This is a genomic window from Sagittula sp. (genome assembly GCF_052825245.1).
This window is the reverse complement of the sequence record NZ_JBRBWD010000016.1, coordinates 23,099-44,429: the sequence shown is the minus strand read 5'-3', so window position 1 is coordinate 44,429 and position 21,331 is coordinate 23,099. Positions and strand designations below refer to the sequence as shown.

Below are 21,331 nucleotides of genomic sequence, written 5' to 3'. Positions count from 1 at the left end.
CGCAGGCGCACGCCAGCCCGCAACGGACGCCCGCCATGCCAGACCTGACCCGCGCCAAGGACACCGAAACCGACGCCCAGATCGCCGCGCGGCTGGCCGATCCGCCGGGCCGCGGCGACCTGCGCGACCTCGTCTACGGCGCGATCGACGGCGCGGTGACCACCTTCGCCATCGTCGCGGGCGTGCAGGGCGCGGGGCTGTCGACCTTCATCATCCTCGCGCTCGGCTTTGCCAACGTGCTGGCCGACGGCTTTTCCATGGCGGCGGGCAACTACATGGCCACCAAGGCCGAGCTGGACAACATCCAGCGCATCCGCCGCCTCGAGGAGGAGCTGATCCGCGCCGATCCCGACCACGAGCGGCGCGAGCTGCGCGCAATCCTCGCGCAGAAGGGCCTGTCGGGCGAGACGCTCGAAGCCGCCACCCGCCAGATCGCCCTCAACCGGCAAAGCTGGATCTCCATGATCCTCGACGGCGTCTACGGGCTGGGCTCCGCCGATCCGCACCCGATGCGGGCCGCGCTGGTGACCTTCGCCGCCTTCCTCGTGGCGGGGATGGTGCCGCTCCTGCCCTTCCTGCTGCCGGTGCCGGAACCCTTCGCGACCTCCGCCATCATGACCCTCGCCGCCTTCTTCGGGATCGGCACGCTGAAAAGCCGCTGGTCGCTGGCGCCGTGGTGGCGCTCCGGCACGGAAACGCTGCTGATCGGCGGCACGGCGGCGGCGCTGGCCTATTTCGTGGGCACGCTCTTCGGCTGACACGCCGCCCCGGCGAAGGCGGGCGCAGCTCTGTCTTGACCCGACTCGGCGTTTTCAGTCCGGTATACCCCACTACCCGCAGCGGTCCCCCGCCGCGATACTCCGCCCAAGCCATTTTCCAGCGCCCAGCCGATCCGAAGGATTTCCGGATGACCGAAGCTTTCATCGCCTCACAGACGACCGTTGTGCATCTGCTTGGCGCGCTTGGCCTGCTCATCCTCTTCACCGCCCATGCCGCCTGCGCCCTCCGGCCCGAGGCCCGGGCCTGCGCGGCCTACTTCGGCGCCAACGCCGTCGCCGCCGTGCTCGTCCTGCCCGCCGTCTGGGCCTTTGCCCCCGGGATCGTCGCGCTTCTGCCCGTGACATGGGCGGCGCTGAGCCTTGCCGCCGTGGCGCTGCGGCTGCGGCCCCGCCGCCCGTCGCGCCTGACCCCGGCGCAGATCCCATGGACCGCGCTGGCCCGCGATGGCCGCGCCCTGCCCGACACGGCGCCCCCCCGCTCCGGCTACGCCGCCTGACCGCCCTTCCGGCCGGGGCCGCCGCTCTGGACACCAACGCCGCGCCGGGTGAAAGAAACGGCATGACCCACACCCCTGCCACGGCCCCCAAGACCATCCTGATCCTCGGTGCCTACGGCCTGATCGGGACAGAGGTCTGCCGCACCCTTCACGCCCGTGGCCATCGCGTCATCGCCTCCGGCCGGTCCGCCGCCAGCGCCGCGCAGGCCCTGCCGATGCTGCCATTCCGCAAGGCGGACCTCTCGCGGATGGAGGCCTCCGGCTGGGCCGCGCTGCTCGACGGGGTCGAGGTCGTGGTGAACTGCGCGGGCGCCTTGCAGGACGGCCCGGGCGACGACCTCGAAATGCTGCATCACCACGCCGTCGCGGCCCTGGGCAAGGCCGCCGCGGCACGGGGCGTCCGTGTGGTGCAGGTCTCTGCCGCGGGCGTGCGGGCCGACCATCCCACCGTCTTCTTCGCGTCCAAGGCGCGGGGCGATGCGGCGCTTCTGGCCTCCGGCGCCGACGCCGTGATCCTGCGCCCCGGCCTCGTGATCGGGCAAAGCGCCTACGGCGGCACGATGCTTCTCAGGATGCTGGCCGCCGTGCCGCTGGTCCAGCCGCAGGCCCTGCCCGACACGCCGATCCAGACCGTATCGCTGGCCGATCTGGCAGAGGCGGTCGCAATCGCCGCCACAGGCGACCTGCCCGCGGGCCACACCTTCGACCTCGTCGAAGAGCAGACCCACAGCCTGGCAGAGGTCATCACAGCACATCGCCACGCCCTCGGCTTCGCGCAGGCGCGCGCCACACTCACCCTGCCCCACGGGACGCTCAAACCCACCGCCCGCATCGCCGACGCGCTTGCGCATGCAGGCTGGCGCAGCCCGCTCCGGTCGACCGCCATCGATGTGCTGGCCGACGGGGTGACCGGCGACCCGCGCCCGTGGCAGGCGCAAACCGGCCAGACCCTCGCGCCCCTGCAAGACACGCTGACCAAAGCCCGCCTCGGCCCCGAACACCGGCTACAGGCCCGTGCCGCGCTCCTGATGCCGCTGGCCGTGGCCACGCTGTCGCTCTTCTGGCTGCTGTCCAGGCTGATCGGCCTCTGGCAGATCGGCCCCGCCGCCGACCACCTGACGCGCATCGGCTGGCCCCAGCCCCTCGCATCCGCCTCCGTCGCCTTCTGGGCCGTGGTGGACGTGGCGCTTGGCCTCGCGGTCCTCTACCGACCCATTGCCGCCCGCGCCTGCCTTGCCATGATCGGCGTGTCGCTCATCTACCTCGCCTCCGCCACCCTCTTCACACCCGGCATGTGGGCCGATCCGCTGGGGCCGCTGGTCAAGGTGCTGCCCGCCATGATGCTCGCCGCCCTCACGCCCGCGCTGCTGGAGACGCGCTGATGCCCTATGCCGAGATCCTGCGCTGGCTGCATGTCGTCGGCGCCACCGTGCTTCTCGGCACCGGCGCGGGCATCGCCTTCTTCATGCTGATGGCACATCTGTCGCGGGACGCGCGGGCCATCGCCCATGTCGCCGGGACAGTGGTGCTGGCCGACACGCTCTTCACGCTGACCGCGGTGGTCGCCCAGCCGGTGACCGGCGTCCTGCTGGCACGGGAAATCGGCTGGAGCCTGACGGAGGGCTGGCTCCTCCTCTCCATCGCGCTTTACGTGCTGACGGGCGTGTTCTGGCTGCCGGTGGTCTGGATACAGATCCGGCTGCGCGACCTTGCCCGCGTGGCCGTGTCCGAGGGCACGCCGCTGCCCGACCGCTACTTCCGGCAGTTCCGCATCTGGTTCGCCTGCGGCTTTCCGGCGTTCTTCGCGGTGGCGGCGATCCTGTGGCTAATGCTCACCCGCCCGGCCCTGACGTTCTGACCTGACGTTCCGAACTGCCCCTGTCGCACATGAAAAAGGCCGGGACCCATCCCAGGGTCCCGGCCTCTCCGCACTTCAGTCGGGGGATTACTGAAGCGGAGTGGTGGTGGCGCCACCGTCCGAAGCATCGGGCGCGGCGGGAGCGGCCGGCGCGGCTTCGCTGGACGGATCGGCGGTCATCTCGGAAGCCACCGGGGCATCTGCCGCCGGAGCGCCCGAGTCGGGATCGACCGGAACCGCCGTTTCCTGTGCCGCCGGATCCACCGGGGTGGTGGTCGCGGACGGCCCGAGGAACACGGTCAGTGCCACGGCGATCACCAGCACGACACCGGCCACCAGCCCGGCGATGGACCAGACGCCCTTGCGGCGGGTCTGGACCAGCGCGGGATCGTCCCGGCCATAGGTCTCGGTGCGGTCACGGTGCATTTTCAGATACGGGTCTTCGGCCTCATACGTCATGGCCCATCTCCTCTTGGGTTGGTCCCGGGTTTGCGTACCGGGCACGACAATAGGATGGGGGTATTCGGCCGTGTCTCAATGCCCCCTCCCGGGCATCGGCCTGCGCCTGCCAAAACCGCATGCCGGGCCAAGCCGGTTCCCGCCGAAACGGCGCGCACCAAACCGGCGCGCAGCGCGGCAGGCGGATTTCTTCCGCGTTTCCGGGGGATTGGCCAGCTTCCGCCGACCTCAGGCGTGCGGCGGGAACCGACCTAGCGGAGAATCGGCACGCCGCCAGGGCCACGCATCTTCTCGACCACGCCGGCCCGCAGGCTGCCGCCGATCCGGTGCGCCAGCGCCGACCACGCCATCGCCTGCTCCGGCGTCAGTTCCGCCTGCAGCACCTGATCGAAAAGCGCCAGCCACGTCTCGAACATGCCGGGCCGGACGTTGCCCGCCTCTTGGTGCACCCGCACCGGGTTGCCGTCGTAGCGCCGCTCGCGGAGGATCGCGTTGGCCCAGAAGTCGGCCACCCGCGCCTCGTGCGACGGCCAGTCCTCCACATGCACGGCAAAGACCGGCCCCAGCCCCGGATGCACGCGGACGCGCGCATAGAAGGCCGCCACGACGCGCTCGATATCCGCGCGTGTCACCGGGAATTTCGCCTGTACCGCCATGTCCGCAACCCCTCTGCCGGACGCCTCGATCTTGCGGGCGCAGCATAGACCCGGGCAGGACCGGAGGTCACTGCGGCACAGGGTCATGACCGCACGGGCACGGGGGCCGGGATCGTCCAGCCACGGGGGCAGGACAACGCAGGCGCGGGCGGCACGACAGCGCTGGACCCCTCCGGCGCCGCGTCCTATAAGGCGCGCATGATGACCTGTGCTTTCATCATTCGAATTAGCTGCCCGGCGCTCTGAAGAGAGACGCCGGGACAAGGCGCATGGGCTGACCGCGCCGCCGCACCCCCGATACCCGCATTCCGACCCGAAGGACGCCCCCATGTGCGCCGACACCCCCGACACGATCGACTACAAAGACACGCTCGCGCTGCCGAAGACCGATTTCCCGATGCGCGCGGGCCTGCCCAAGCGTGAACCCGACTGGCTCGCCCGCTGGGCCGAGATGGACGTCTACGGCAAGCTCCGGGCCAAGGCCGCCGCGGACGAGAGCCGCGAAGGTTTTACGCTGCACGACGGCCCGCCCTACGCCAACGGCCACCTGCACATCGGCCACGCGCTGAACAAGGTGCTGAAGGACTTCATCGTCCGCAGCCAGCAGATGATGGGCCGCGACGCGCGCTACATCCCCGGCTGGGACTGCCACGGCCTGCCCATCGAGTGGAAGATCGAGGAACAGTACCGCGCCAAGGGCAAGGACAAGGACGCCATCAATGTCGTCGACTTCCGCCAGGAATGCCGCCGCTTCGCCGAGGGCTGGATCGACATCCAGCGCGAAGAGTTCAAGCGGCTCGGCGTGACCGGCAACTGGGCCGATCCCTACCTGACCATGGACTTCCACGCCGAACGCGTGATCGCCGAGGAATTCCAGAAGTTCCTGATGAACGGCCTCGTCTACCAGGGCTCCAAGCCGGTGATGTGGTCGCCGGTCGAAAAGACCGCGCTGGCCGAGGCGGAGGTGGAATACCACGACCGCCAGACCGACGCGATCTGGGTGGCCTTCCGTGTCGCGGGGATCTCCGGCTCCGACGCGCTGACCGACCTGCTGCTCGACCAGGTCGGAGAGGAGAAGTACTCCGAGGAAGTGCAGGCGCTTTCGGCCGACTGCGCCAACGCCTACGTCATCATCTGGACGACGACGCCCTGGACCATCCCGCAGAACCGCGCGATCTGCTACAACCCGGCGATCAGGTACGGCATCTACGAGGTGCTCGACACGCCCGAGGAATGCTGGGCCGTGAAGGGCGAGAAATACGTCATGGCCGACGACCTGGCCGAGGCGACCTTCGCCCGCGCCCGGCTGGAGCCGCACCAGTTCACCCGCCTGCGCGACGCTCCGCCGGAGCTGCTCGACTGCTTCACCTGCGCCCACCCCTTCGAGGGCGTGCCGCAGGGCGGCGGCGAGTGGAACTACCCGGTGCCGGTGCTGCGCGGCGAACACGTCACGGCGGATGCCGGGACCGGCTTCGTGCACACCGCCCCTTCGCACGGCGACGACGACTACGCCATCGGCCGCGCGCACGGGCTGGAGATGACCTACAACATCCTCGACGACTCCTCCTTCCGCGAGGACCTGCCGTTCTTCGGCGGGCTGCGGATCTACGACGAGAAGGGCAAGCCCGGGAAGGCCAACAAGGCCGTCATCGACAAGCTGATCGAGGTGCATCACCTGCTGGCCCGCCAGCGGCTGACGATCTCGGACGCGCACTCCTGGCGCTCCAAGGCGCCGGTGATCCGTCTCAACCGTCCGCAGTGGTTCGCCGCCATCGACAAGCCGGTGGGCGACGGCAACGACGCCTACGGCACCACGATCCGCACCCGCGCGCTGACCTCCATCGACGAGCTGGTGCAGTGGACGCCGCAGACCGGGCGCAACCGCCTGCACTCGATGATCGAGGCGCGGCCCGACTGGGTGCTCTCGCGCCAGCGCGCCTGGGGCGTGCCGCTGACCTGCTTCGTGCGCAAGGACACCCGGCCCGACGATCCGGACTTCCTGCTGCGTGACGAGAAGGTCAACGCCCGCATCCTCGAAGCCTTCGAGGCCGAAGGCGCGGATGCCTGGTACAAGCCCGGCGCCAAGGAGCGGTTCCTCGGCAACGACCACAATGCCGCCGAGTACGAACAGGTCTTCGACGTGCTCGACGTGTGGTTCGACAGCGGCTCGACCCACGCCTTCGTGCTGCGCGACCGCGAGGACGGATCGAAGGACGGCCTGGCCGACCTCTACCTCGAAGGCACCGACCAGCACCGCGGCTGGTTCCATTCGTCGATGCTGCAGGCCTGCGGCACGCGCGGACGGGCGCCCTACCGCGGCGTGCTGACCCACGGCTTCACGCTGGACGAGAAGGGCAACAAGATGTCCAAGTCGCTCGGCAACACCGTGGCGCCTGAGGACGTGACCAAGCAGTACGGCGCCGACATCCTGCGGCTCTGGGTGGCGCAGTCGGACTACACCGCCGACCTGCGCATCGGGCCCGAGATCCTCAAGAACGTGGCCGACAGCTACCGCCGCCTGCGCAACACCATGCGCTACCTGCTGGGCGCGGTCAGCCACTTCACCGAGGACCAGCGCGTCGACGCGCGTGACATGCCGGAACTGGAACAGTACATCCTGCACCGCCTCGCGGAGCTGGATAAGACGGTGCGCGAAGGCTATGCGAAGTACGACTTCCAGGGCGTCTTCCAGCAGGTCTTCAACTTCTGCACCATCGAGCTGTCGGCCTTCTACTTCGACATCCGCAAGGACGCGCTCTATTGCGACGGCGACACCGCCCGCCGCCGTGCCGCGCGCACCGTGATGGACATCCTCTTCCACCGCCTGACGACCTGGCTCGCCCCGATCCTCGTCTTCACGATGGAGGAAGTCTGGCTGGAACGCTTCCCGGGCGACGACAGCTCCATCCACCTGCAGGACATGCCGGAGACGCCCGCCGACTGGCGCGACGCCACGCTGGCGTCGAAATGGCAGATGGTGCGCCGCGCCCGACGCGCGGTGACGGCGGCGCTGGAAATCCAGCGCACCGACAAGGTGATCGGCGCCTCGCTCGAGGCCGCGCCGGTGGTGCACGTCTCCGACACCGCGATGCTCGAGGCGCTGAAGACCACCGCCTTCGAGGACATCTGCATCACCTCCGCCATCACGCTGACCGACGCCCCGGCACCCGACGACGCCTTCCGCGTGACCGACGTGCCGGAGATCGCCGTGGTCTTCGCCAAGGCGGAGGGCGAGAAGTGCCAGCGCTGCTGGAAGATCCTGCCGGACGTGGGCACCCACAGCCACCCGGCCACCTGCGCCCGCTGCGACGAGGCGCTGTCCTGAACACCCGAACGCCCCGGCCCACGCGCCGGGGCGTTCTTCTTTCCGGACCACCGCCAGCCGTCTGACCGGCCCGTCACAGGCGCCCGGCGTCCGCAAAACTTGCCCCAACGTCACCCTTTTGCCAGTATCATCCGGAGACTTTCTCCGGAGGCCCGATGTTCCGCCGCACCTTCCTGCTGTCGCTGCCCGCGCTCGCCGCCTGCACCATTGCGCCGCAGGGCCTGTCGCTCGCGCCGAACTCCACGCTGATCCTGACCCGCCACGCCGACCGGCAGGACAAGCTCGACCTGCTGAGCGCCAAGGGCCGGGACCGGGCCCGCGCGCTGGTCGCGGCGACCAAGGACCTGCGTGTCACCCGCATCCACGCCCCCGGCATCGACCGCAACCTCGAAACCGCCGCACCGCTCGCCCGGGCGCTGGACCTGCCGGTCGAACGCATCCCGCAGGAACAGCCCACCGCCGCGCTGGTGCAAAGCGCGCAGGGCCGGTCCGTCATCTGGATCGGCAACAAGGGCAACCTGACCCGCATCTGGGAAGACCTCCGGCTCTCCGGTCCCGCGCCGCTGGACTACGGCGATCTCGCCATCCTCCGCGCCGACGTCAACGGGACCGTCACCATCGAACGCCGCCGCTATGGACCCGCCTGACGACGCCATAGCCCACGCGCTCCTCTGCCTCGCCCGGGACCGCGCACCCCGCAGCTTCTGCCCGTCGGAGGCGGCCCGCGCCCTCTCCGGCGACTGGCGCCCGCTGATGCCGCGCGTCCGCGCCTTGGCCGCCACGCTGCCGCTCATCGCCACGCAAAAGGGCACCCCGGTCGATCCCGTGACCGCCCGCGGGCCGATCCGGCTTACCCTAAAAGCGGATCGTTGACGTGAACACTCGCCCTATGGTCTAGTAAACCCATTCAGTCCCGCATTCCGCGCCCCTTCCTTTGTTCAGGATATTGCCATGGCCAGCCTCACCGATCCGCAGATGTCGGCGGAAGACATGGATGCCATGCTGGCCTCGGGCATGGCAGAGAACGAACTCCGCGCCGAATTCGGCGACGCCCTCTACGAGGAACTGCACGACCTCGCCCGCATGGCGCAGGAGGCCAAGGCCCGGCGCAGCGCCTCCGCGGGTCACGTTTTCATCCTGCCCGGCATCATGGGGTCCAGGCTGTCTGTCATCGACGGCGGCCACAGCGACGAAATCTGGCTCTCCGTCCTGAACCTCTTCAGGGGACGCGTCACCGAACTGGCCTATCCCTCCGACACCTTCCGCGTCACCGCTTCCGGCGTGTTCCTCTTCGCCTACCAGCGGATGCGGCTGCGGCTGATCATCAAGGGGCACGACGCGCAGTTCCTGCCCTTCGACTGGCGCGAAGACGTGGCCACCACCGCCGACCACCTCTGGCCCGCCATCGAGGCGGTGGAAAAGCCGGTCTCGCTGGTCTGCCATTCCATGGGCGGGCTGGTGGCGCGGGCGCTGGCGGCGCGCGACGCCGACCGCCGCCTGATCCGCAAGGTGGTCACGCTGGGCACGCCGAACCTCGGCTCCTATTCCCCGGTCATGACCCTGCGCGGCCTCAACGACAACATCCACCTCCTCGCCCGGCTCGACAGCACCGGCATCGGGCCGAAGGCGCTGGTCGAGACCCTCGTCAACCGCTTCCCCGGCCTCCTGCAGATGATGCCCTCCCCCGACGCGCGGCGCGACGAGCACTGGTTCGACGCAGGATTCTGGCCGAAGAAGGACAGCCTGATCCCCGACGCCGCGATCCTCGCCGCCGCGGGCAAGGCACAGGCCGACCTTCCCCCGCCGGACGACCGCTTCACCCAGATCGTGGGCCTGGGACGGCGCACCGTTCACGACGTGCGCATCGACAAGGGCCAGCTCTTCTACAACCACAACGACGACGGCGACGGCACCGTGCCCCGCACCCTGGCCGAGATGGACGGCGCCGACCGCCGCTTCTACATCGAGGGCACACACGGCCAGCTCTGCAACCTGCGCGCCGCCATCGACGCCTGCGACGCGGTGCTGAACGGCCGCGTGCCCGACCTGGCCGAAGATCCGGCGCAGGTCCGCAGCCTGACGGCCAGCCTCCGTACAGAGCCCGAGAAGGCCATGCGCAGCGCCGCCCGCAGCGGCCTGCCCCGCACCGCCGATCCCGACGACCCGGCCTTCTCAGAACAGGCGCTGCTCGCGGGCTTCCTCTCTGCCGATGCCGACATCGACAAGGCCGAGCGCGAGAGCCTCCGGCCCGCCGCGGCAAAGGCCGCCCCGCCGCAGCCGCCGGTCGACGACGCCACCTACGTCTACACCCGCCAGACAAAGGCCCTGCGGCGCATCAACATCGACGTGATGAACGCCGACATCCTCGACGTGCCCGCCGACGCCTATGTCCTCGGTATCTTCGAAGGGGTCACAACGCTCGGCGGTGCCATCGGCGCGGTGGATTTCGAACTGGACGGGATGCTCTCCGCCCAGATCGCCGACGGCCAGATCACCGGCCGCAAGGGGGAGGTCACCTTCATCCCGATCCCCCGCCACCACCTGCGCACCTCGCATGTGGTCGTTGTGGGCCTCGGCGCCTTCGGCGCGAAGGAGACGATTACCGCCGCGGTGCGCATCGCCGGGCGCAACATGATGCGCTCGCTCTGCATCTCCGAGGTGTCGAGCTTTGCCGGTGTGCTGCTGGGCGCGGGCTCCGGCCCCACCCCGGTCGAGATCTTCCGCGAACTCTTTGCCGGGATCTTCGAGGCGCTGGAAGACTGGGACGAGGACCAGAGCTTCTCCTGCATCAGGCTCTGCGAATACGACCCGCACCGCTACGAGGAAATCGCCGACGGGCTCAACCGCACCTTCGCCGGGTTCAACATGTCGGACTGCGAGATCGTGGTGCAGAAGAAACCGGCGCCCGTGCGCCGCCGCCGCGCCGCCCCGGCACCGCGCCCGCACCTGCCCGAGATCTTCACCGTCCAGGCCGAGGTGAAGGAGGAGGACCGCGATCCGGTGGTGACCCTCCAGCTTCACCACGTGCCCGGCTCCAGCAACAGCGAGGCGCGGCTCGCCACCTCGCAGATGACCTTCCAGATGTCCGAACTGGACGCCCGCACGGCGCCCCTGTCGCAGGCGATGACCGCGGAAAAGCTGCGCGGCGTGGCGGAGGACATCGAGAAGCTCGTCCTCTCCCAGGCCTTCCGCGAAAGGATGGCGGCCGAGCAGAGCTTCGAATACGGGCTGCAGGTGGTCTGCGACACGTGGGCCTCGCGCATCCCGTGGGAGGTGCTGCACCTCGGCAAGGCGCCGGTCGCGCTGCGGGGCGGGCTGAACCGCTGGTACCTGCCGGCCTCGGGCGGCGTCCGCCGCGCCGCGCGCCGCCCGATCCGCAGCCGCAGCCGGGGACGGCCGGTCAACGTCCTGATGGTCGCCGATCCGACGCGCGACCTGTCCGGCGCCCGCAAGGAGGCGCGGCGGATCGAGGCGACCCTGGCCGCGCGCCCGGGCGTGCGGCTCGACACCCGCGAGGGCGGCGAGGCGACGGTCGCCGCGGTCAAGGCGGCGCTCGGGCAGGACGACATGGGCCGGGTCTACGACATTTTCCACTATGCCGGGCACGCCTTCTTCGACCCGGCGGACCGGGCGCGCAGCGGGCTGATCCTGGCGGGCGAGGACATGCTGCACGGCACCGACATCGCCGACATGGCGCAGGTGCCGGGGTTCGTCTTCCTCAACGCCTGCGAATCGTTGCGCGTGCGCAAGCGCGCGGCAAGCGAGGCCAGGCCGCCCACCGCGCAGGACTTCGCCGAGCGCAATACCGGCCTGGCCGAGGCCTTCCTGCTCGCAGGCGTCCGTCACATCGTGGGCACCTTCTGGCCGGTGAACGACGACACGGCGGTGAACTTCTCGTCGGTGTTCTACGAACAGGTGCAGACCCAGACCATCGGCACCGCCCTGACAGAGGCACGCCGGATCATCCACGAGGTCCACGACAGCAGCGAATGGGTGAACTACATCCACTACGGCGCCGCCAACGATCCGATCTGAGCCGGGGCAACCGTCACGGCACCACTTTCGTCCCGCGCGGCCTCTGCCCGGGGCGCGGGCTGGAGGGCGGGCCGCTGAAACCGCGAGGGTTCAGTCGGAGCGGCCGGAAGGCAGCGCCAATGCACGAGATGGGAAACACCGTGCCCGCGCCGTCAGACGCCGGGCATCACCCCCTGCACGAAAGGCAAATTCCCGTCAGGCCAGCCCGCGGTCCCGGGCGATCATCGCAGCATGGGTCCGGTTGCGCGCCTCCAGCTTGCGCGACAGCGTCTTGACGTGCAGCTTCACGGTGACCTCCTGCAGGTCGAGGTCGCGGGCGATTTCCTTGTTGGCCTTGCCGTCGCAGATGCCGCGCAGCACTTCCAGCTCGCGCCGGGTCAGCATGCCGCCCGCGTCGTCCGGGTTCTTCTGCATGAATTCGATCGGGGCATAGATCTCGCCCGCCGCCATGAACCGCGCCGCCGTCAGCAGCGACCGCGCCGACAGGGTCTTGGGGATGAAGCCCTGCGCACCGGATTTCAGCGCCGCGTCCGCCACATCGCGCGAGGCGCTGCCGGACAGGATCGCCACCGGGCGGCCCTCGTTGGCATCGCGCATCCGCGCCAGCCCTTCCAGACCGTTCATGCCCGGCATGTTGTAGTCGAGGAGGACCAGATCGAACGTCCCGGACGTCCGTGCCGCGTTCACCGCCTCCTCCAGCGTTGCGACCGTCTGCACCTCTTCGATGTCAGACCCGTCCAGGAATGCCGCGATCGTTTCCCGCACGAGGTCATGATCGTCGGCCACCAGAATACGCATACCACGTTCCCTTCGTCTTCGGCACCGCGCGGACACGCGACACCCCTTTCCATCACTTCAGGTCAGGTCAGCCGTGTTGCGGTCTTGCCTTAATATACTTAAGACACGATTTACCCGACACGAACCTGTCAATCGCAGAAACAATCGTAGAAACGAATCTCGGAACCAAAAAAACCCTTCAAGGCTGCAAAAGTCGCGAAATTGTGAGTGTCCGGCAGGCGTACCGCCCGCCACATATACGAATGAACACCCCCTTTATACCAACAGCCGGTGGTGCGCCAGCGGTCTGAAGGCTAGCTTCTACCTTACGAAAAGAAATGCGACGATCACTTTATCGGAGGTTGCAGTGCTCGGAAAGCGTATTGTCGGCATCGTCAGGATATTCCTGGCCATCGTTGCCATGGGCACAGCCGGGTACGCTCAGGACCTGCCGCAGCCTGAAGGACCCGTGCTGCTGACCGTCGTCGGCGACCTCGCCGTCACGAATGCGCCCGGCCGGGCCGAGTTCGACCGCAAGATGCTCGAAGACCTCGGCATGCGCGAGATCGAGACCTCGACCATCTGGACGGAAGGCACGCAGGTCTTTGCGGGCCCGCCGCTCAAGGCCGTGGCCGACAGGCTCGGGATCGAGGAAGGCACGATCCGTGCCGTTGCGATCAACGACTACGCCATCGAACTCCCCTTCTCCGACGTCACCGAAGACGCCGCGATCCTCGCGCTCGACCGCAACGGAGAGCCGATGTCGATCCGCGAAAAAGGTCCGCTGTGGATCATCTTCCCCTACGACAGCGACCAGCGTTTCCGGGCCGAAACCTACCATGCGCGCAGTATCTGGCAACTTGATACGCTCGAAGTCCTTCCCTGACATGCCCCGGCTCTGCTAGGGGCGTGGCGTGAAAACCCGCCGGACACCTTTCAGATTCTCGCGTAACACGCTGGTGCGCCGTGGCGTCACGGCCCTCGTCATCGCGAGCCTGATCACCGTGCTCGGGGTCCTGGGCCTCGAGGTGCGCCACCAGCTCACCCATCTCGCCAACTCCGCTTCCGAAAACGTCCAGTGGACCCTCGGGCAGGCCGAGACGGAAATCATCGCGCTGGAACTGGCGACGGTGAATGCCCTGCACGCCGACGACGACGCGGCCGCGCTGGACGAGGTGCGCCTGCGCTTCGACATCGCCTACAGCCGGATCGAGACGCTGCAGAACGCGCAGGTGCTGGCGGACCTGCGCCGTGTTCAGGACATCGGAAGCGAAATTCAGGCCGCGCTCGACTTCCGCGAGGCCTGGGTGCCGGTCATCGACGGCTCCGACGAGGTGCTCCGAGCCGCGCTGCCCGACCTGCTCGACGCGGCCGAGACGGTGCGCGCGGAACTGCGCCGCCTCGCCCTCAGCGGCATCGCCTTCTTTGCCCGGACCGGCGACGAACGCCGGATCGAGATCAGCCGCACGCTCAGCAGCATCGGCCTGACGACCATGGTTCTGGTCGCCCTCCTGCTGGTCCTGATCGCTGCCGTTCTCCGCCTTGCCCGCCAGCGCGAGGGCGAGGCCCAGGCCAACTTCGAGACGCGGCGCCGGATGGAGACGATCATCTCCACCTCGCTCGACGCCGTGGTCGCGGTCAACCGGTCGAACCGGATCGTCGAATGGAACGGCGCCGCGGAACGGGTCTTCGGCTACACCCGGGCCGAGGCGATCGGAGCCGACATGCCCTCGCTCATCGTGCCGCCGCACTTCCGCGAGATGCACAACTCGGGGATGACGCGCTACCTGGCCAAGGGCGAACCGCGCGTCATCGGCCGCGGCATCGTCCAGCTCGAGGCACGGCGCAAGGATGGCACGATCTTTCCCGTCGACCTGTCGCTGGCCAAGGCGCAGGCCCCGGCGGGCGAGATCTTCGTCGCCTTCCTGCGCGACATTTCCGACCGGATGCGCAGCGACGAGGCCCTGCGCCGCGCCCGCGACCGCGCCGTCGCCGGCGAAAAGCAGAAGGCCGAACTGCTGGCCGTCATGAGCCACGAGATGCGCACGCCGCTGAACGGCATCCTCGGCACGCTGGAACTCCTCGAGGCCGACAGCCTGCCCGCGGAGGACCAGCGCTACCTGCGCATCATCCGGCAATCGAGCGAGATCCTCCTCCGCCATGTCAACGAGGTGCTCGATATCTCGCGGCTGGACGCGGGCAAGATGACCCTGCGCAAGACCCGTTTCGACCTCGTGGCGCTGCTCGAGGAGATCGTCGAAAGCCAGGCCGACCGTGCCCGCGCGCAGGGCAACCTGCTGACGCTGCGCCCGCTGAACCCGGCCCTGCACGAGTCCTACTCCGACCCCGACCGCCTGCGGCAGATCATGCTGAACCTCGTGTCGAACGCGATCAAGTTCACCGCCGGGGGCCAGATCACCATCGAGGCGGACTGCGATTCCGGCATGGACGAGTGCGAGCTGCGGGTGATCGACACCGGCGTGGGGATCAAGCCGGACGACCTCGAACGCATCTTCGACGACTTCGTGACCATCGACTCCAGCTACGGGCGGCGCAACGCCGGCACCGGGCTGGGGCTCGGCATCTCGCAAAGGCTGGCCACGGCGCTGGGGGGCGAACTGGGCGCGGAAAGCGAACCGGGCGACGGTTCCGTCTTCTGGCTGCGGCTGCCGCTTGCCCCACCCGCCGATGCCCCGCGCACCGCCCCCAAGGTGGCAGAGCCCCCGCCTGCCGCGCCCGCGCTGCCGCCGCTCGACGTGCTGCTGGTGGAGGACAACGCCGTCAACCGCGAGGTCGCGGGCCACATGCTGCGGCGCGACGGCCACCGCGTGACGGAGGCGACGGACGGGCGCGAAGGCGTGCGGCTTGCGCAGGCGCACGATTTCGACGTGATCCTGATGGACATCTCCATGCCCGGCATGGACGGCATCCAGGCCTCCCGCGCGATCCGGCAGTCGGCCGGGGCCCGTGCCAAGGCCCCCATCGTCGCCACGACGGCCCACGCCATGCCCGAGGAGGTCCGCGCCTTCCATGACGCGGGCATCGCCACCGTCCTGACCAAGCCGATCAGCGCCCGCGCGCTGCGGCAGGCGCTGGCCAGCGTGCTCGCGGCGGGCGCCCTGCCCGATCGTGCGGACGGCATCCCCTCTGCCGGGGCAACGGGTCCGCGCAACGCGGCGCCTCCCGACATGGGGCCCGAGCTGATCGACCGCGTTCACCTCGACGAACTGCGCGAGGAACTGCCAGAGGACAAGCTCACCGCCTCGCTCCGCACCTTCGCCCATGAGGTGGAGGCCTTCCTGTCCGACCTGCCCATCGACGGCATGGCCGGGATCGACACCGCCGCCGTACGGGACCTGGGCGCCGAGGCGCACCGCCTCGCCGGGTCCTCCGGCGTGTTCGGGGCGCTGCCGATGGCCGACGCGCTGCGCACCTTCGAACGCCACGCCCGCGCCGACGACAGGACGGCCCTCGCCGCTGACGCGGCCGCGCTCCGGACCTTGTGGCGCGACACCCGCGCCGCGCTCTGCGCCGAGGGACTGGAGCCCTCCGCCCGCGCCTGAGCAGCGACGGCGGAGGTGGTTTCCGCATCCGCCGCATGTACAAAACCGCCACGCAACAGCGAAGACAACCCTTCCCCGGCGATACATCGGCCCATCGCCGTATGCCGCACCGGCCCGGTCGGTCCGGGCCCAGGGGAACGGGTTCAGCTTCCCTGCCAACGCCCCTGGAAGCCACCTCCGCCTAACGGGGTTCCTTGCCGCAGCGGATCGGCTTGATGTCCAGCAGCGGCGTGCCGTCGAGACAGTCCAGCCCGCGCACCACCAGCCGCGCCCCCTCGCGCCGCAACAGCCGCACGGAGGAGACGCCCAGCGGGTTCGGCCTGAGCGGGGACCGCAGGGTGAAGGTGCCGCGCGGCGCGCCCTCGCCCCGCCGCTGCTGGGTCAGCAGGTCGCGCCGCGCCTCGTGCAGCCAGTAGAGCAGTTGCAGGTGGTCCTGCCCCTCGATGCCGTCAAGCGCAGGCACGTAGGGCGCGTGGAGGTCGACGAAACACTCCGGCCCCTCCTCCATGTCGCCCTGATGCGGACAGAGGCTGCGGTCGGTGAAGGGGGTGCGCAGGACCCCGATGAACCGCAGGCCCGCGTCCTCCGCAGCCGGCAGATCGACCCGCAGCTCTCCGGGCCGCTGCGCATCGCCGTGATGGTCCGCCATGATCCTCACCTCCCACACTGGCCGCAGCAGGGCGGCGCAAAGCCCCGCCTTACAGGATGTCGTCCCCGGGCCGGAGACCGCCGGTCGATGACCGGGCGCTCCGCCACGGTTCCAGCACAACGGCCCTCGCCATCCGGACACGGCGCAAAGCCCCGTGCCACCCATCGTCTTCCCCTGGCAGGAGACTTGCCGTCGACAACCCCACGGCCCCGCGTCGAGCCTTGCCCTGCCGTAGGGCGGCGCACAGCCCCGCCCTACGCCTTGTCACATCGCCGGGCCGGGGCCAGCAAGATGACCTTATCCCGCCCTAACCGCACGCAACCGACGCGCCCTGCACCCGGCCCCCGTCAGAGGATCACCCGGTGCTCCGCCTGCCCCTGCACGTCCTTGAGGTCGGCGTAGAAGGTCTGCCCCGCCAGCGCGTCGTCCGGCTGGCCGGTGGAGGCGGAGGTGACGAACAGCCGCCGCCGCTCCGGGCCGCCGAAGGACGGGCAGCTCACCTGGATCGCGGGCATCGGCAGCGCCCTGAGGAAGGTGCCGTCCGTCCCGTAGCACGATACCTGCGACGACCCCCATTGCGCCGTCCAGAGCCGCCCCTCCGTGTCGATCACCGCGCCGTCCGGCTTCACCACCGGCGTCCCGGTCATGTCGATGAACACCTCGCTCTCGCCCGCGGGCCAGCCGTCTGCGTCCAGCGCTACCCGGCGCACCGTCCGCGTCGGCGTGTCTGCGAAATACGCCGTGCGCCCGTCCGGCGCGAAACAGATCGCGTTCGACACGGTGATGTCGGGATAGAGAAGCCGCAGCTCCCCCCGGTAGTAGCGGTAGATCGCCCCTGCGCCGGTCGTCTGGGCATAGGCCATCGTCCCGATCCAGAAGCCGCCCTGCGGATCGGCCCGGCCGTCGTTGGAGCGGTTGTCGGGGTTGTCGTCCTCGAGGCCGATCACGTGCTCCTCGGTCCCTGCCTCGATGTCGAACAGGAACAGGTCCCGCTCCGACGCCACCAGCAGCCGGTTGCGGTCCACCCAGCCCGCGGCCGAAACGGCGCGGTCAAAGGACCATTCCCGCTGGCCCGTGCCGTCATGCTCGAACAGCTTGTGGCCGAGGATGTCGAACCAGAAGAACGTCTCCCGCTCCGGATGCCAGAGCGCCCCCTCCCCGAGGATGCATTTCGTGTCGGACAGGACCTTGACCTCTGCCATTCCGCTTTCCCTCCCGCGTGATGTTGGCGCTACCCTGCCACCGTCACCACACCGCCGTCCACCGCCAAACACTGGCCGGTGATCGCGCCGGAGGCCGCCGACGACAGGAACAGCACCGGGCCGACGATGTCCTCCGCCCGCAGGTGGCGCGGCAGGCACTGCCGCCCGAGGACATCCGACAGCGCCTCCGGCGTAGCCCAGAGCCGCAGCTGCCGCTCCGTCAGCACCCAGCCGGGGGCCACCGCGTTCACCCGGATGCCGTCGGCGCCGAACTCGCGCGCATGGCCGCGGGTCAGGGCGGTGATCGCGCCGTTGGCGGCGGTGTAGGCCGGCATGTCCGCCATGCCCATCATGTAGCTGATCGAGCTGAAGTTCACGATCACCCCGCCGCCCAGGTCGCGCATCATCGGCACCACCGCCTGCGTGGCAAAGAAGTACGGATCGAGGTTGACCGCCAGCGCCGCGCGCCAGGCTTCCGGATCGGTCTCCAGCGTGGCGTGGCGGGTGTCGTTGGCGGCGTTGTTGACCAGCACGCGCACCGGCCCCTGCCGCTCGGCCGTGCGCTCGATGGCCGCCTGAAGCGCCGCCGTGTCGGTCACGTCGCAGGGCAGGAAATCCGGCGCCCGCCCGTGTTTCGCCGCCATCTCGGCGCAGAACTCCTGCGCGTCGGACCGCTGGACGAAAGTGACCCGCGCCCCCTGCCCGAGGAACCCGTCCACCAGCGCCGCGCCGATCCCCGAACCGCCGCCGGTGACGAAGACCGAGGTCCCCTCCAGATCCTGATACCGTGCCATACTCATGACTGCCTCCACTGCCGCACCCGGCTGACGCGCGCGCCCGCCGCGGCAACGACACTGACGGCACAACCGGGCTTCTGCAAGGGCGTCCGGGGGGTGGCGCTGGCCGGCGTTTTCCGCTCTAGTCGGCGCGAACCGCCCCGCGCCGGGGCCTTACGGAGCCCGATCATGACAACCTGCGTCTTCGTCCAGATCCGCTGCACGCCCGGCACCGCCTACAAGGTCGCCAAGGACATCGCCCTGCGCGAGATCCACTCGGAGCTGTTTTCAACCAGCGGAGAATTCGACCTGCTGGTGAAGCTCTACATCCCCGAGGACGAGGACATCGGCAAGTTCATCGCCGAGAAGATCGCCAACGTCGAGAACATCCAGCGCACGCTGACCACACTGACCTTCCGGGCCTTCTGAACCGGCCCCTTCGGCACACGCAAAAAACCAAGACAAGACGACAACGAGAACACAGGGAGACATTCCATGAACCGCAGAACCCTTGCGCTGACCACTGCGATCGGCCTCATGGCCGCCTTGCCCGCCGCGGCGGAGGTCAAGGTCGGCATGATCACCACGCTCTCCGGCGGCGGCGCCTCGCTCGGGATCGACACCCGCGACGGCTTCCTCCTGGCGATCGAGCAGGCAGGCCGCGACGACGTGGAGGTGGTGGTCGAGGACGACCAGCAGAAGCCCGAGGTGGCCGTGCAGCTGGCCGACAAGATGATCCAGTCCGAGAAGGTCGACGTGCTGACCGGCATCGTGTGGTCGAACCTCGCCATGGCGGTGGTGCCGGCGGCGACGGCGCAGGGGCTGTTCTACCTCTCGACCAACGCGGCGCCGGCGCAGCTTGCGGGCGCGGGCTGCAACCCGAACTACTTCTCGGTGAGCTACCAGAACGACAACCTGCACGAGGCCGCGGGCGCCTATGCCACGAAGGAAGGTTTCACCAACACCTTCATCCTGGCGCCGAACTACCCGGCGGGGCAGGACAGCCTGAACGGCTTCAAGCGGTTCTACGAGGGCGAGCTGGCGGGCGAGATCTACACCACGCTGGGCCAGACCGATTACGCCGCCGAGATCGCGCAGATCCGGGCCTCGGGCGCGGATTCGGTGTTCTTCTTCCTGCCGGGCGGGATGGGCATCTCCTTCCTCAAGCAATACGCGGATTCCGGCGTCGAGCTGCCGCTGGTGGGCCCGGCCTTCAGCTTCGACCAGAACATCCTGCAGGCCGTGGGCGACGCGGCGGTGGGGGTGAAGAACACCTCCTCGTGGTCGAAGGACCTCGACAACCCGGCCAACGCCGCCTTCGTCGAAGCCTACTCCGCCAAGTACGGCCGCCTGCCGTCGATCTACGCGGCGCAGGGCTATGACACCGCGAACCTGCTGCTCTCGGCCATCGACAAGGCGGAGGTCGGCGACGACGCGGCCTTCGGCGCGGCGCTGAAAGAGGCGGATTTCGACTCCGTGCGCGGGTCGTTCTCCTTTGCGGCGAACAACCACCCCATCCAGAACCTCTACACCCGCGAGGTGATCAAGGAGGGCGACATCTTCACCAACAAGATCGTCGCCACTGCGATGGAGAACCGCGACAACGCCTACGTCGGCGACTGCAAGATGTGATCCGGGCCGAGGCGGCGCGAAGCCCCGCCCTACAGGACGTGCCGCCCCCGGTCCGGTGTGACGCCGTGACCCCGGGGGCGTGACAGCCCGTAGGGCGGGGCTTTGCGCCGCCCGCCGTCCGGTCCGAAGCGCCAAGATCCCCGCCATGACCCCGCCATGACCCCGACCCTCATCGCAGAGCAGGTCCTCAACGGCCTGCAATCCGGCATCATGCTGTTCCTGATGGCCGCAGGCCTCACGCTGATCTTCGGCGTGATGGGGCTGATCAACCTTGCCCACGGATCGCTCTACATGGTCGGCGCCTTCTGTGCCGCCGCCACCGCCGCCGCCACCGGATCCTACGCGCTGGGTCTGGTCGCGGCGCTGGCGGGCGCCGCCGCCGCGGGCGCGCTGATCGAACTGACGGTGATCCGGAGGCTTTACGGGCGTGACCACCTCGACCAGGTGCTGGCCACCTTCGCGCTGATCCTGATCTTTTCCGAGGGGACGCGCTGGCTGTTCGGCTCCTTTCCCCTGTATCTCGACGTGCCGCCCGCGCTTTCGGGCCCCGTCACCCTGCCCTTCGGCATCCAGTACCCGCTTTACCGGCTGACCCTGATCGGCGCCGGTCTGGCGCTGGCGGCGGCGCTCTTCTGGCTGATCGGCCGGACCCGGCTGGGCATCCGCATCCGCGCGGGCGAGAACGACCGCGAGATGATCGCCGCCCTCGGCGTGAACATCGACGCGCTCTACACGCTGGTCTTCGCGCTCGGCGCGGCGCTTGCGGGTCTGGCGGGCGCGCTGGTGGGGACGCTGCAATCGGTGCAGGTGGGCATGGGCGAGCCGGTGCTGATCCTCGCCTTCGTCACCATCGTCATCGGCGGCATAGGCTCGATCAAGGGGGCGCTGGTGGGGGCCCTGCTGGTGGGGCTCACCGGCACGCTGGGCAGCGTCTTCCTGCCTGAGCTCTTCAAGCTCTTCATGCCGCCGTCCGAGGCCACGCAGACCGGCTCCGCGCTGGCCTCCATGGCGATCTACATCCTGATGGCGGCGGTGCTGGTCTGGAAACCCACCGGCCTTTACGGGGTGCGGGCGTGAGCGGCTTTGCGGAGGGCGTCGGCGGTCACGCGGCGGGCGGGCGCCC

19 protein-coding genes are annotated in these 21,331 nt (G+C 69.3%); 13 read left to right on the top strand and 6 right to left on the bottom strand.

Translation table 11 applies throughout. The features are described from left to right. Positions 1-35: 35 nt before the first annotated feature. The 4 genes from ACU0DV_RS06140 to ACU0DV_RS06125 all read left to right on the top strand — a co-directional run bounded on the left by ACU0DV_RS06140 (position 36) and on the right by ACU0DV_RS06125 (position 3,134). Positions 36-758 (top strand): VIT1/CCC1 transporter family protein, encoded by a 723-nt coding sequence (locus ACU0DV_RS06140; RefSeq protein WP_283981074.1) that lies wholly within the window; start codon positions 36-38, stop codon positions 756-758. Positions 759-907: 149 nt separating this feature from the next. Further along, complete coding sequence (locus tag ACU0DV_RS06135) at positions 908-1,276, top strand: hypothetical protein (RefSeq protein WP_283981075.1); 369 nt, start codon at positions 908-910, stop codon at positions 1,274-1,276. 62 nt (positions 1,277-1,338) lie between these two features. Further along, positions 1,339-2,658 carry an SDR family oxidoreductase gene (locus ACU0DV_RS06130; RefSeq protein WP_446240872.1) on the top strand — a complete coding sequence of 440 codons (1,320 nt, stop codon included), beginning with the start codon at positions 1,339-1,341 and terminating at the stop codon, positions 2,656-2,658. After that, a complete protein-coding gene (locus tag ACU0DV_RS06125; RefSeq protein WP_446240873.1) occupies positions 2,658-3,134 on the top strand; it encodes a DUF2269 family protein in 477 nt (158 codons plus the stop codon). Before ACU0DV_RS06130 ends, ACU0DV_RS06125 begins: the two co-directional genes overlap by 1 nt. An 87-nt stretch (positions 3,135-3,221) precedes the next feature. Here ACU0DV_RS06125 and ACU0DV_RS06120 read toward each other — a convergent pair whose 3' ends face one another. Further along, positions 3,222-3,593, bottom strand: a complete 372-nt coding sequence (locus tag ACU0DV_RS06120; RefSeq protein ID WP_446240874.1) for a hypothetical protein — start codon at positions 3,591-3,593, stop codon at positions 3,222-3,224. Positions 3,594-3,844: 251 nt separating this feature from the next. Beyond that, positions 3,845-4,249 carry a group III truncated hemoglobin gene (locus ACU0DV_RS06115; protein WP_446240875.1) on the bottom strand — a complete coding sequence of 135 codons (405 nt, stop codon included), beginning with the start codon at positions 4,247-4,249 and terminating at the stop codon, positions 3,845-3,847. A gap of 328 nt (positions 4,250-4,577) precedes the next feature. On the opposite strand from ACU0DV_RS06115, the gene ileS reads away from it, so the two are divergent. The 4 genes from ileS (at position 4,578) to ACU0DV_RS06095 (ending at position 11,609) form a co-directional block, all read left to right on the top strand. Further along, positions 4,578-7,574, top strand: a complete 2,997-nt coding sequence (gene ileS, locus ACU0DV_RS06110) for an isoleucine--tRNA ligase (protein WP_446240876.1) — start codon at positions 4,578-4,580, stop codon at positions 7,572-7,574. 155 nt (positions 7,575-7,729) lie between these two features. Beyond that, a complete protein-coding gene (locus ACU0DV_RS06105) occupies positions 7,730-8,221 on the top strand; it encodes a histidine phosphatase family protein (RefSeq protein ID WP_446240877.1) in 492 nt (163 codons plus the stop codon). Next, on the top strand, positions 8,208-8,447 hold the full coding sequence (locus tag ACU0DV_RS06100) for a DUF3253 domain-containing protein (RefSeq protein WP_446240878.1): 240 nt from the start codon (positions 8,208-8,210) through the stop codon (positions 8,445-8,447). Before ACU0DV_RS06105 ends, ACU0DV_RS06100 begins: the two co-directional genes overlap by 14 nt. A 78-nt stretch (positions 8,448-8,525) precedes the next feature. Further along, entirely contained in the window at positions 8,526-11,609 is a 3,084-nt protein-coding gene (locus ACU0DV_RS06095; protein WP_446240879.1) for a CHAT domain-containing protein, read from the top strand. A 195-nt stretch (positions 11,610-11,804) separates the two neighbouring features. Here ACU0DV_RS06095 and ACU0DV_RS06090 read toward each other — a convergent pair whose 3' ends face one another. Then, entirely contained in the window at positions 11,805-12,407 is a 603-nt protein-coding gene (locus tag ACU0DV_RS06090) for a response regulator (RefSeq protein ID WP_100929419.1), read from the bottom strand. A 346-nt stretch (positions 12,408-12,753) separates the two neighbouring features. Between ACU0DV_RS06090 and ACU0DV_RS06085 the strand changes: the two genes are divergently transcribed. Together ACU0DV_RS06085 and ACU0DV_RS06080 are read left to right on the top strand one after the other, a co-directional pair. After that, a complete protein-coding gene (locus ACU0DV_RS06085; RefSeq protein WP_254698131.1) occupies positions 12,754-13,272 on the top strand; it encodes an oxidoreductase in 519 nt (172 codons plus the stop codon). Between the two features lie 28 nt (positions 13,273-13,300). Further along, complete coding sequence (locus tag ACU0DV_RS06080; protein ID WP_446240880.1) at positions 13,301-15,949, top strand: ATP-binding protein; 2,649 nt, start codon at positions 13,301-13,303, stop codon at positions 15,947-15,949. 181 nt (positions 15,950-16,130) lie between these two features. Here ACU0DV_RS06080 and tsaA read toward each other — a convergent pair whose 3' ends face one another. The 3 genes from tsaA to ACU0DV_RS06065 all read right to left on the bottom strand — a co-directional run bounded on the left by tsaA (position 16,131) and on the right by ACU0DV_RS06065 (position 18,594). Further along, positions 16,131-16,598: a tRNA (N6-threonylcarbamoyladenosine(37)-N6)-methyltransferase TrmO gene (gene tsaA / locus ACU0DV_RS06075; RefSeq protein WP_446240881.1), complete on the bottom strand. Its 468-nt coding sequence runs from the start codon at positions 16,596-16,598 to the stop codon at positions 16,131-16,133. 347 nt (positions 16,599-16,945) lie between these two features. Continuing rightward, positions 16,946-17,800 (bottom strand): SMP-30/gluconolactonase/LRE family protein, encoded by an 855-nt coding sequence (locus tag ACU0DV_RS06070; protein ID WP_446240883.1) that lies wholly within the window; start codon positions 17,798-17,800, stop codon positions 16,946-16,948. Between the two features lie 29 nt (positions 17,801-17,829). Next, positions 17,830-18,594, bottom strand: a complete 765-nt coding sequence (locus tag ACU0DV_RS06065; RefSeq protein ID WP_446240936.1) for an SDR family NAD(P)-dependent oxidoreductase — start codon at positions 18,592-18,594, stop codon at positions 17,830-17,832. Between the two features lie 171 nt (positions 18,595-18,765). Between ACU0DV_RS06065 and ACU0DV_RS06060 the strand changes: the two genes are divergently transcribed. The 3 genes from ACU0DV_RS06060 (at position 18,766) to ACU0DV_RS06050 (ending at position 21,285) form a co-directional block, all read left to right on the top strand. Beyond that, entirely contained in the window at positions 18,766-19,005 is a 240-nt protein-coding gene (locus tag ACU0DV_RS06060) for an Lrp/AsnC ligand binding domain-containing protein (protein WP_100929414.1), read from the top strand. Between the two features lie 66 nt (positions 19,006-19,071). Then, entirely contained in the window at positions 19,072-20,208 is a 1,137-nt protein-coding gene (locus ACU0DV_RS06055) for an ABC transporter substrate-binding protein (RefSeq protein ID WP_370314166.1), read from the top strand. Positions 20,209-20,364: 156 nt separating this feature from the next. Beyond that, positions 20,365-21,285 (top strand): branched-chain amino acid ABC transporter permease, encoded by a 921-nt coding sequence (locus ACU0DV_RS06050; RefSeq protein ID WP_283981085.1) that lies wholly within the window; start codon positions 20,365-20,367, stop codon positions 21,283-21,285. The last annotated feature ends 46 nt before the right edge of the window (positions 21,286-21,331 follow it).

What these genes read in the sequence shown, in the direction of transcription:
- ACU0DV_RS06125 (WP_446240873.1), top strand. Translation starts at nt 2,658, where the DNA reads ATGCCCTATGCCGAGATCCTGCGCTGGCTGCATGTCGTCGGCGCCACC.
- ACU0DV_RS06115 (WP_446240875.1), bottom strand. Translation starts at nt 4,249, where the DNA reads ATGGCGGTACAGGCGAAATTCCCGGTGACACGCGCGGATATCGAGCGC.
- ileS (WP_446240876.1), top strand. Translation starts at nt 4,578, where the DNA reads ATGTGCGCCGACACCCCCGACACGATCGACTACAAAGACACGCTCGCG.
- ACU0DV_RS06095 (WP_446240879.1), top strand. Translation starts at nt 8,526, where the DNA reads ATGGCCAGCCTCACCGATCCGCAGATGTCGGCGGAAGACATGGATGCC.
- ACU0DV_RS06130 (WP_446240872.1), top strand. Translation starts at nt 1,339, where the DNA reads ATGACCCACACCCCTGCCACGGCCCCCAAGACCATCCTGATCCTCGGT.
- ACU0DV_RS06140 (WP_283981074.1), top strand. Translation starts at nt 36, where the DNA reads ATGCCAGACCTGACCCGCGCCAAGGACACCGAAACCGACGCCCAGATC.
- ACU0DV_RS06050 (WP_283981085.1), top strand. Translation starts at nt 20,365, where the DNA reads ATGACCCCGACCCTCATCGCAGAGCAGGTCCTCAACGGCCTGCAATCC.
- ACU0DV_RS06065 (WP_446240936.1), bottom strand. Translation starts at nt 18,594, where the DNA reads ATGGCACGGTATCAGGATCTGGAGGGGACCTCGGTCTTCGTCACCGGC.
- ACU0DV_RS06060 (WP_100929414.1), top strand. Translation starts at nt 18,766, where the DNA reads ATGACAACCTGCGTCTTCGTCCAGATCCGCTGCACGCCCGGCACCGCC.
- ACU0DV_RS06055 (WP_370314166.1), top strand. Translation starts at nt 19,072, where the DNA reads ATGAACCGCAGAACCCTTGCGCTGACCACTGCGATCGGCCTCATGGCC.
- ACU0DV_RS06100 (WP_446240878.1), top strand. Translation starts at nt 8,208, where the DNA reads ATGGACCCGCCTGACGACGCCATAGCCCACGCGCTCCTCTGCCTCGCC.
- tsaA (WP_446240881.1), bottom strand. Translation starts at nt 16,598, where the DNA reads ATGGCGGACCATCACGGCGATGCGCAGCGGCCCGGAGAGCTGCGGGTC.
- ACU0DV_RS06090 (WP_100929419.1), bottom strand. Translation starts at nt 12,407, where the DNA reads ATGCGTATTCTGGTGGCCGACGATCATGACCTCGTGCGGGAAACGATC.
- ACU0DV_RS06120 (WP_446240874.1), bottom strand. Translation starts at nt 3,593, where the DNA reads ATGACGTATGAGGCCGAAGACCCGTATCTGAAAATGCACCGTGACCGC.
- ACU0DV_RS06135 (WP_283981075.1), top strand. Translation starts at nt 908, where the DNA reads ATGACCGAAGCTTTCATCGCCTCACAGACGACCGTTGTGCATCTGCTT.
- ACU0DV_RS06070 (WP_446240883.1), bottom strand. Translation starts at nt 17,800, where the DNA reads ATGGCAGAGGTCAAGGTCCTGTCCGACACGAAATGCATCCTCGGGGAG.
- ACU0DV_RS06105 (WP_446240877.1), top strand. Translation starts at nt 7,730, where the DNA reads ATGTTCCGCCGCACCTTCCTGCTGTCGCTGCCCGCGCTCGCCGCCTGC.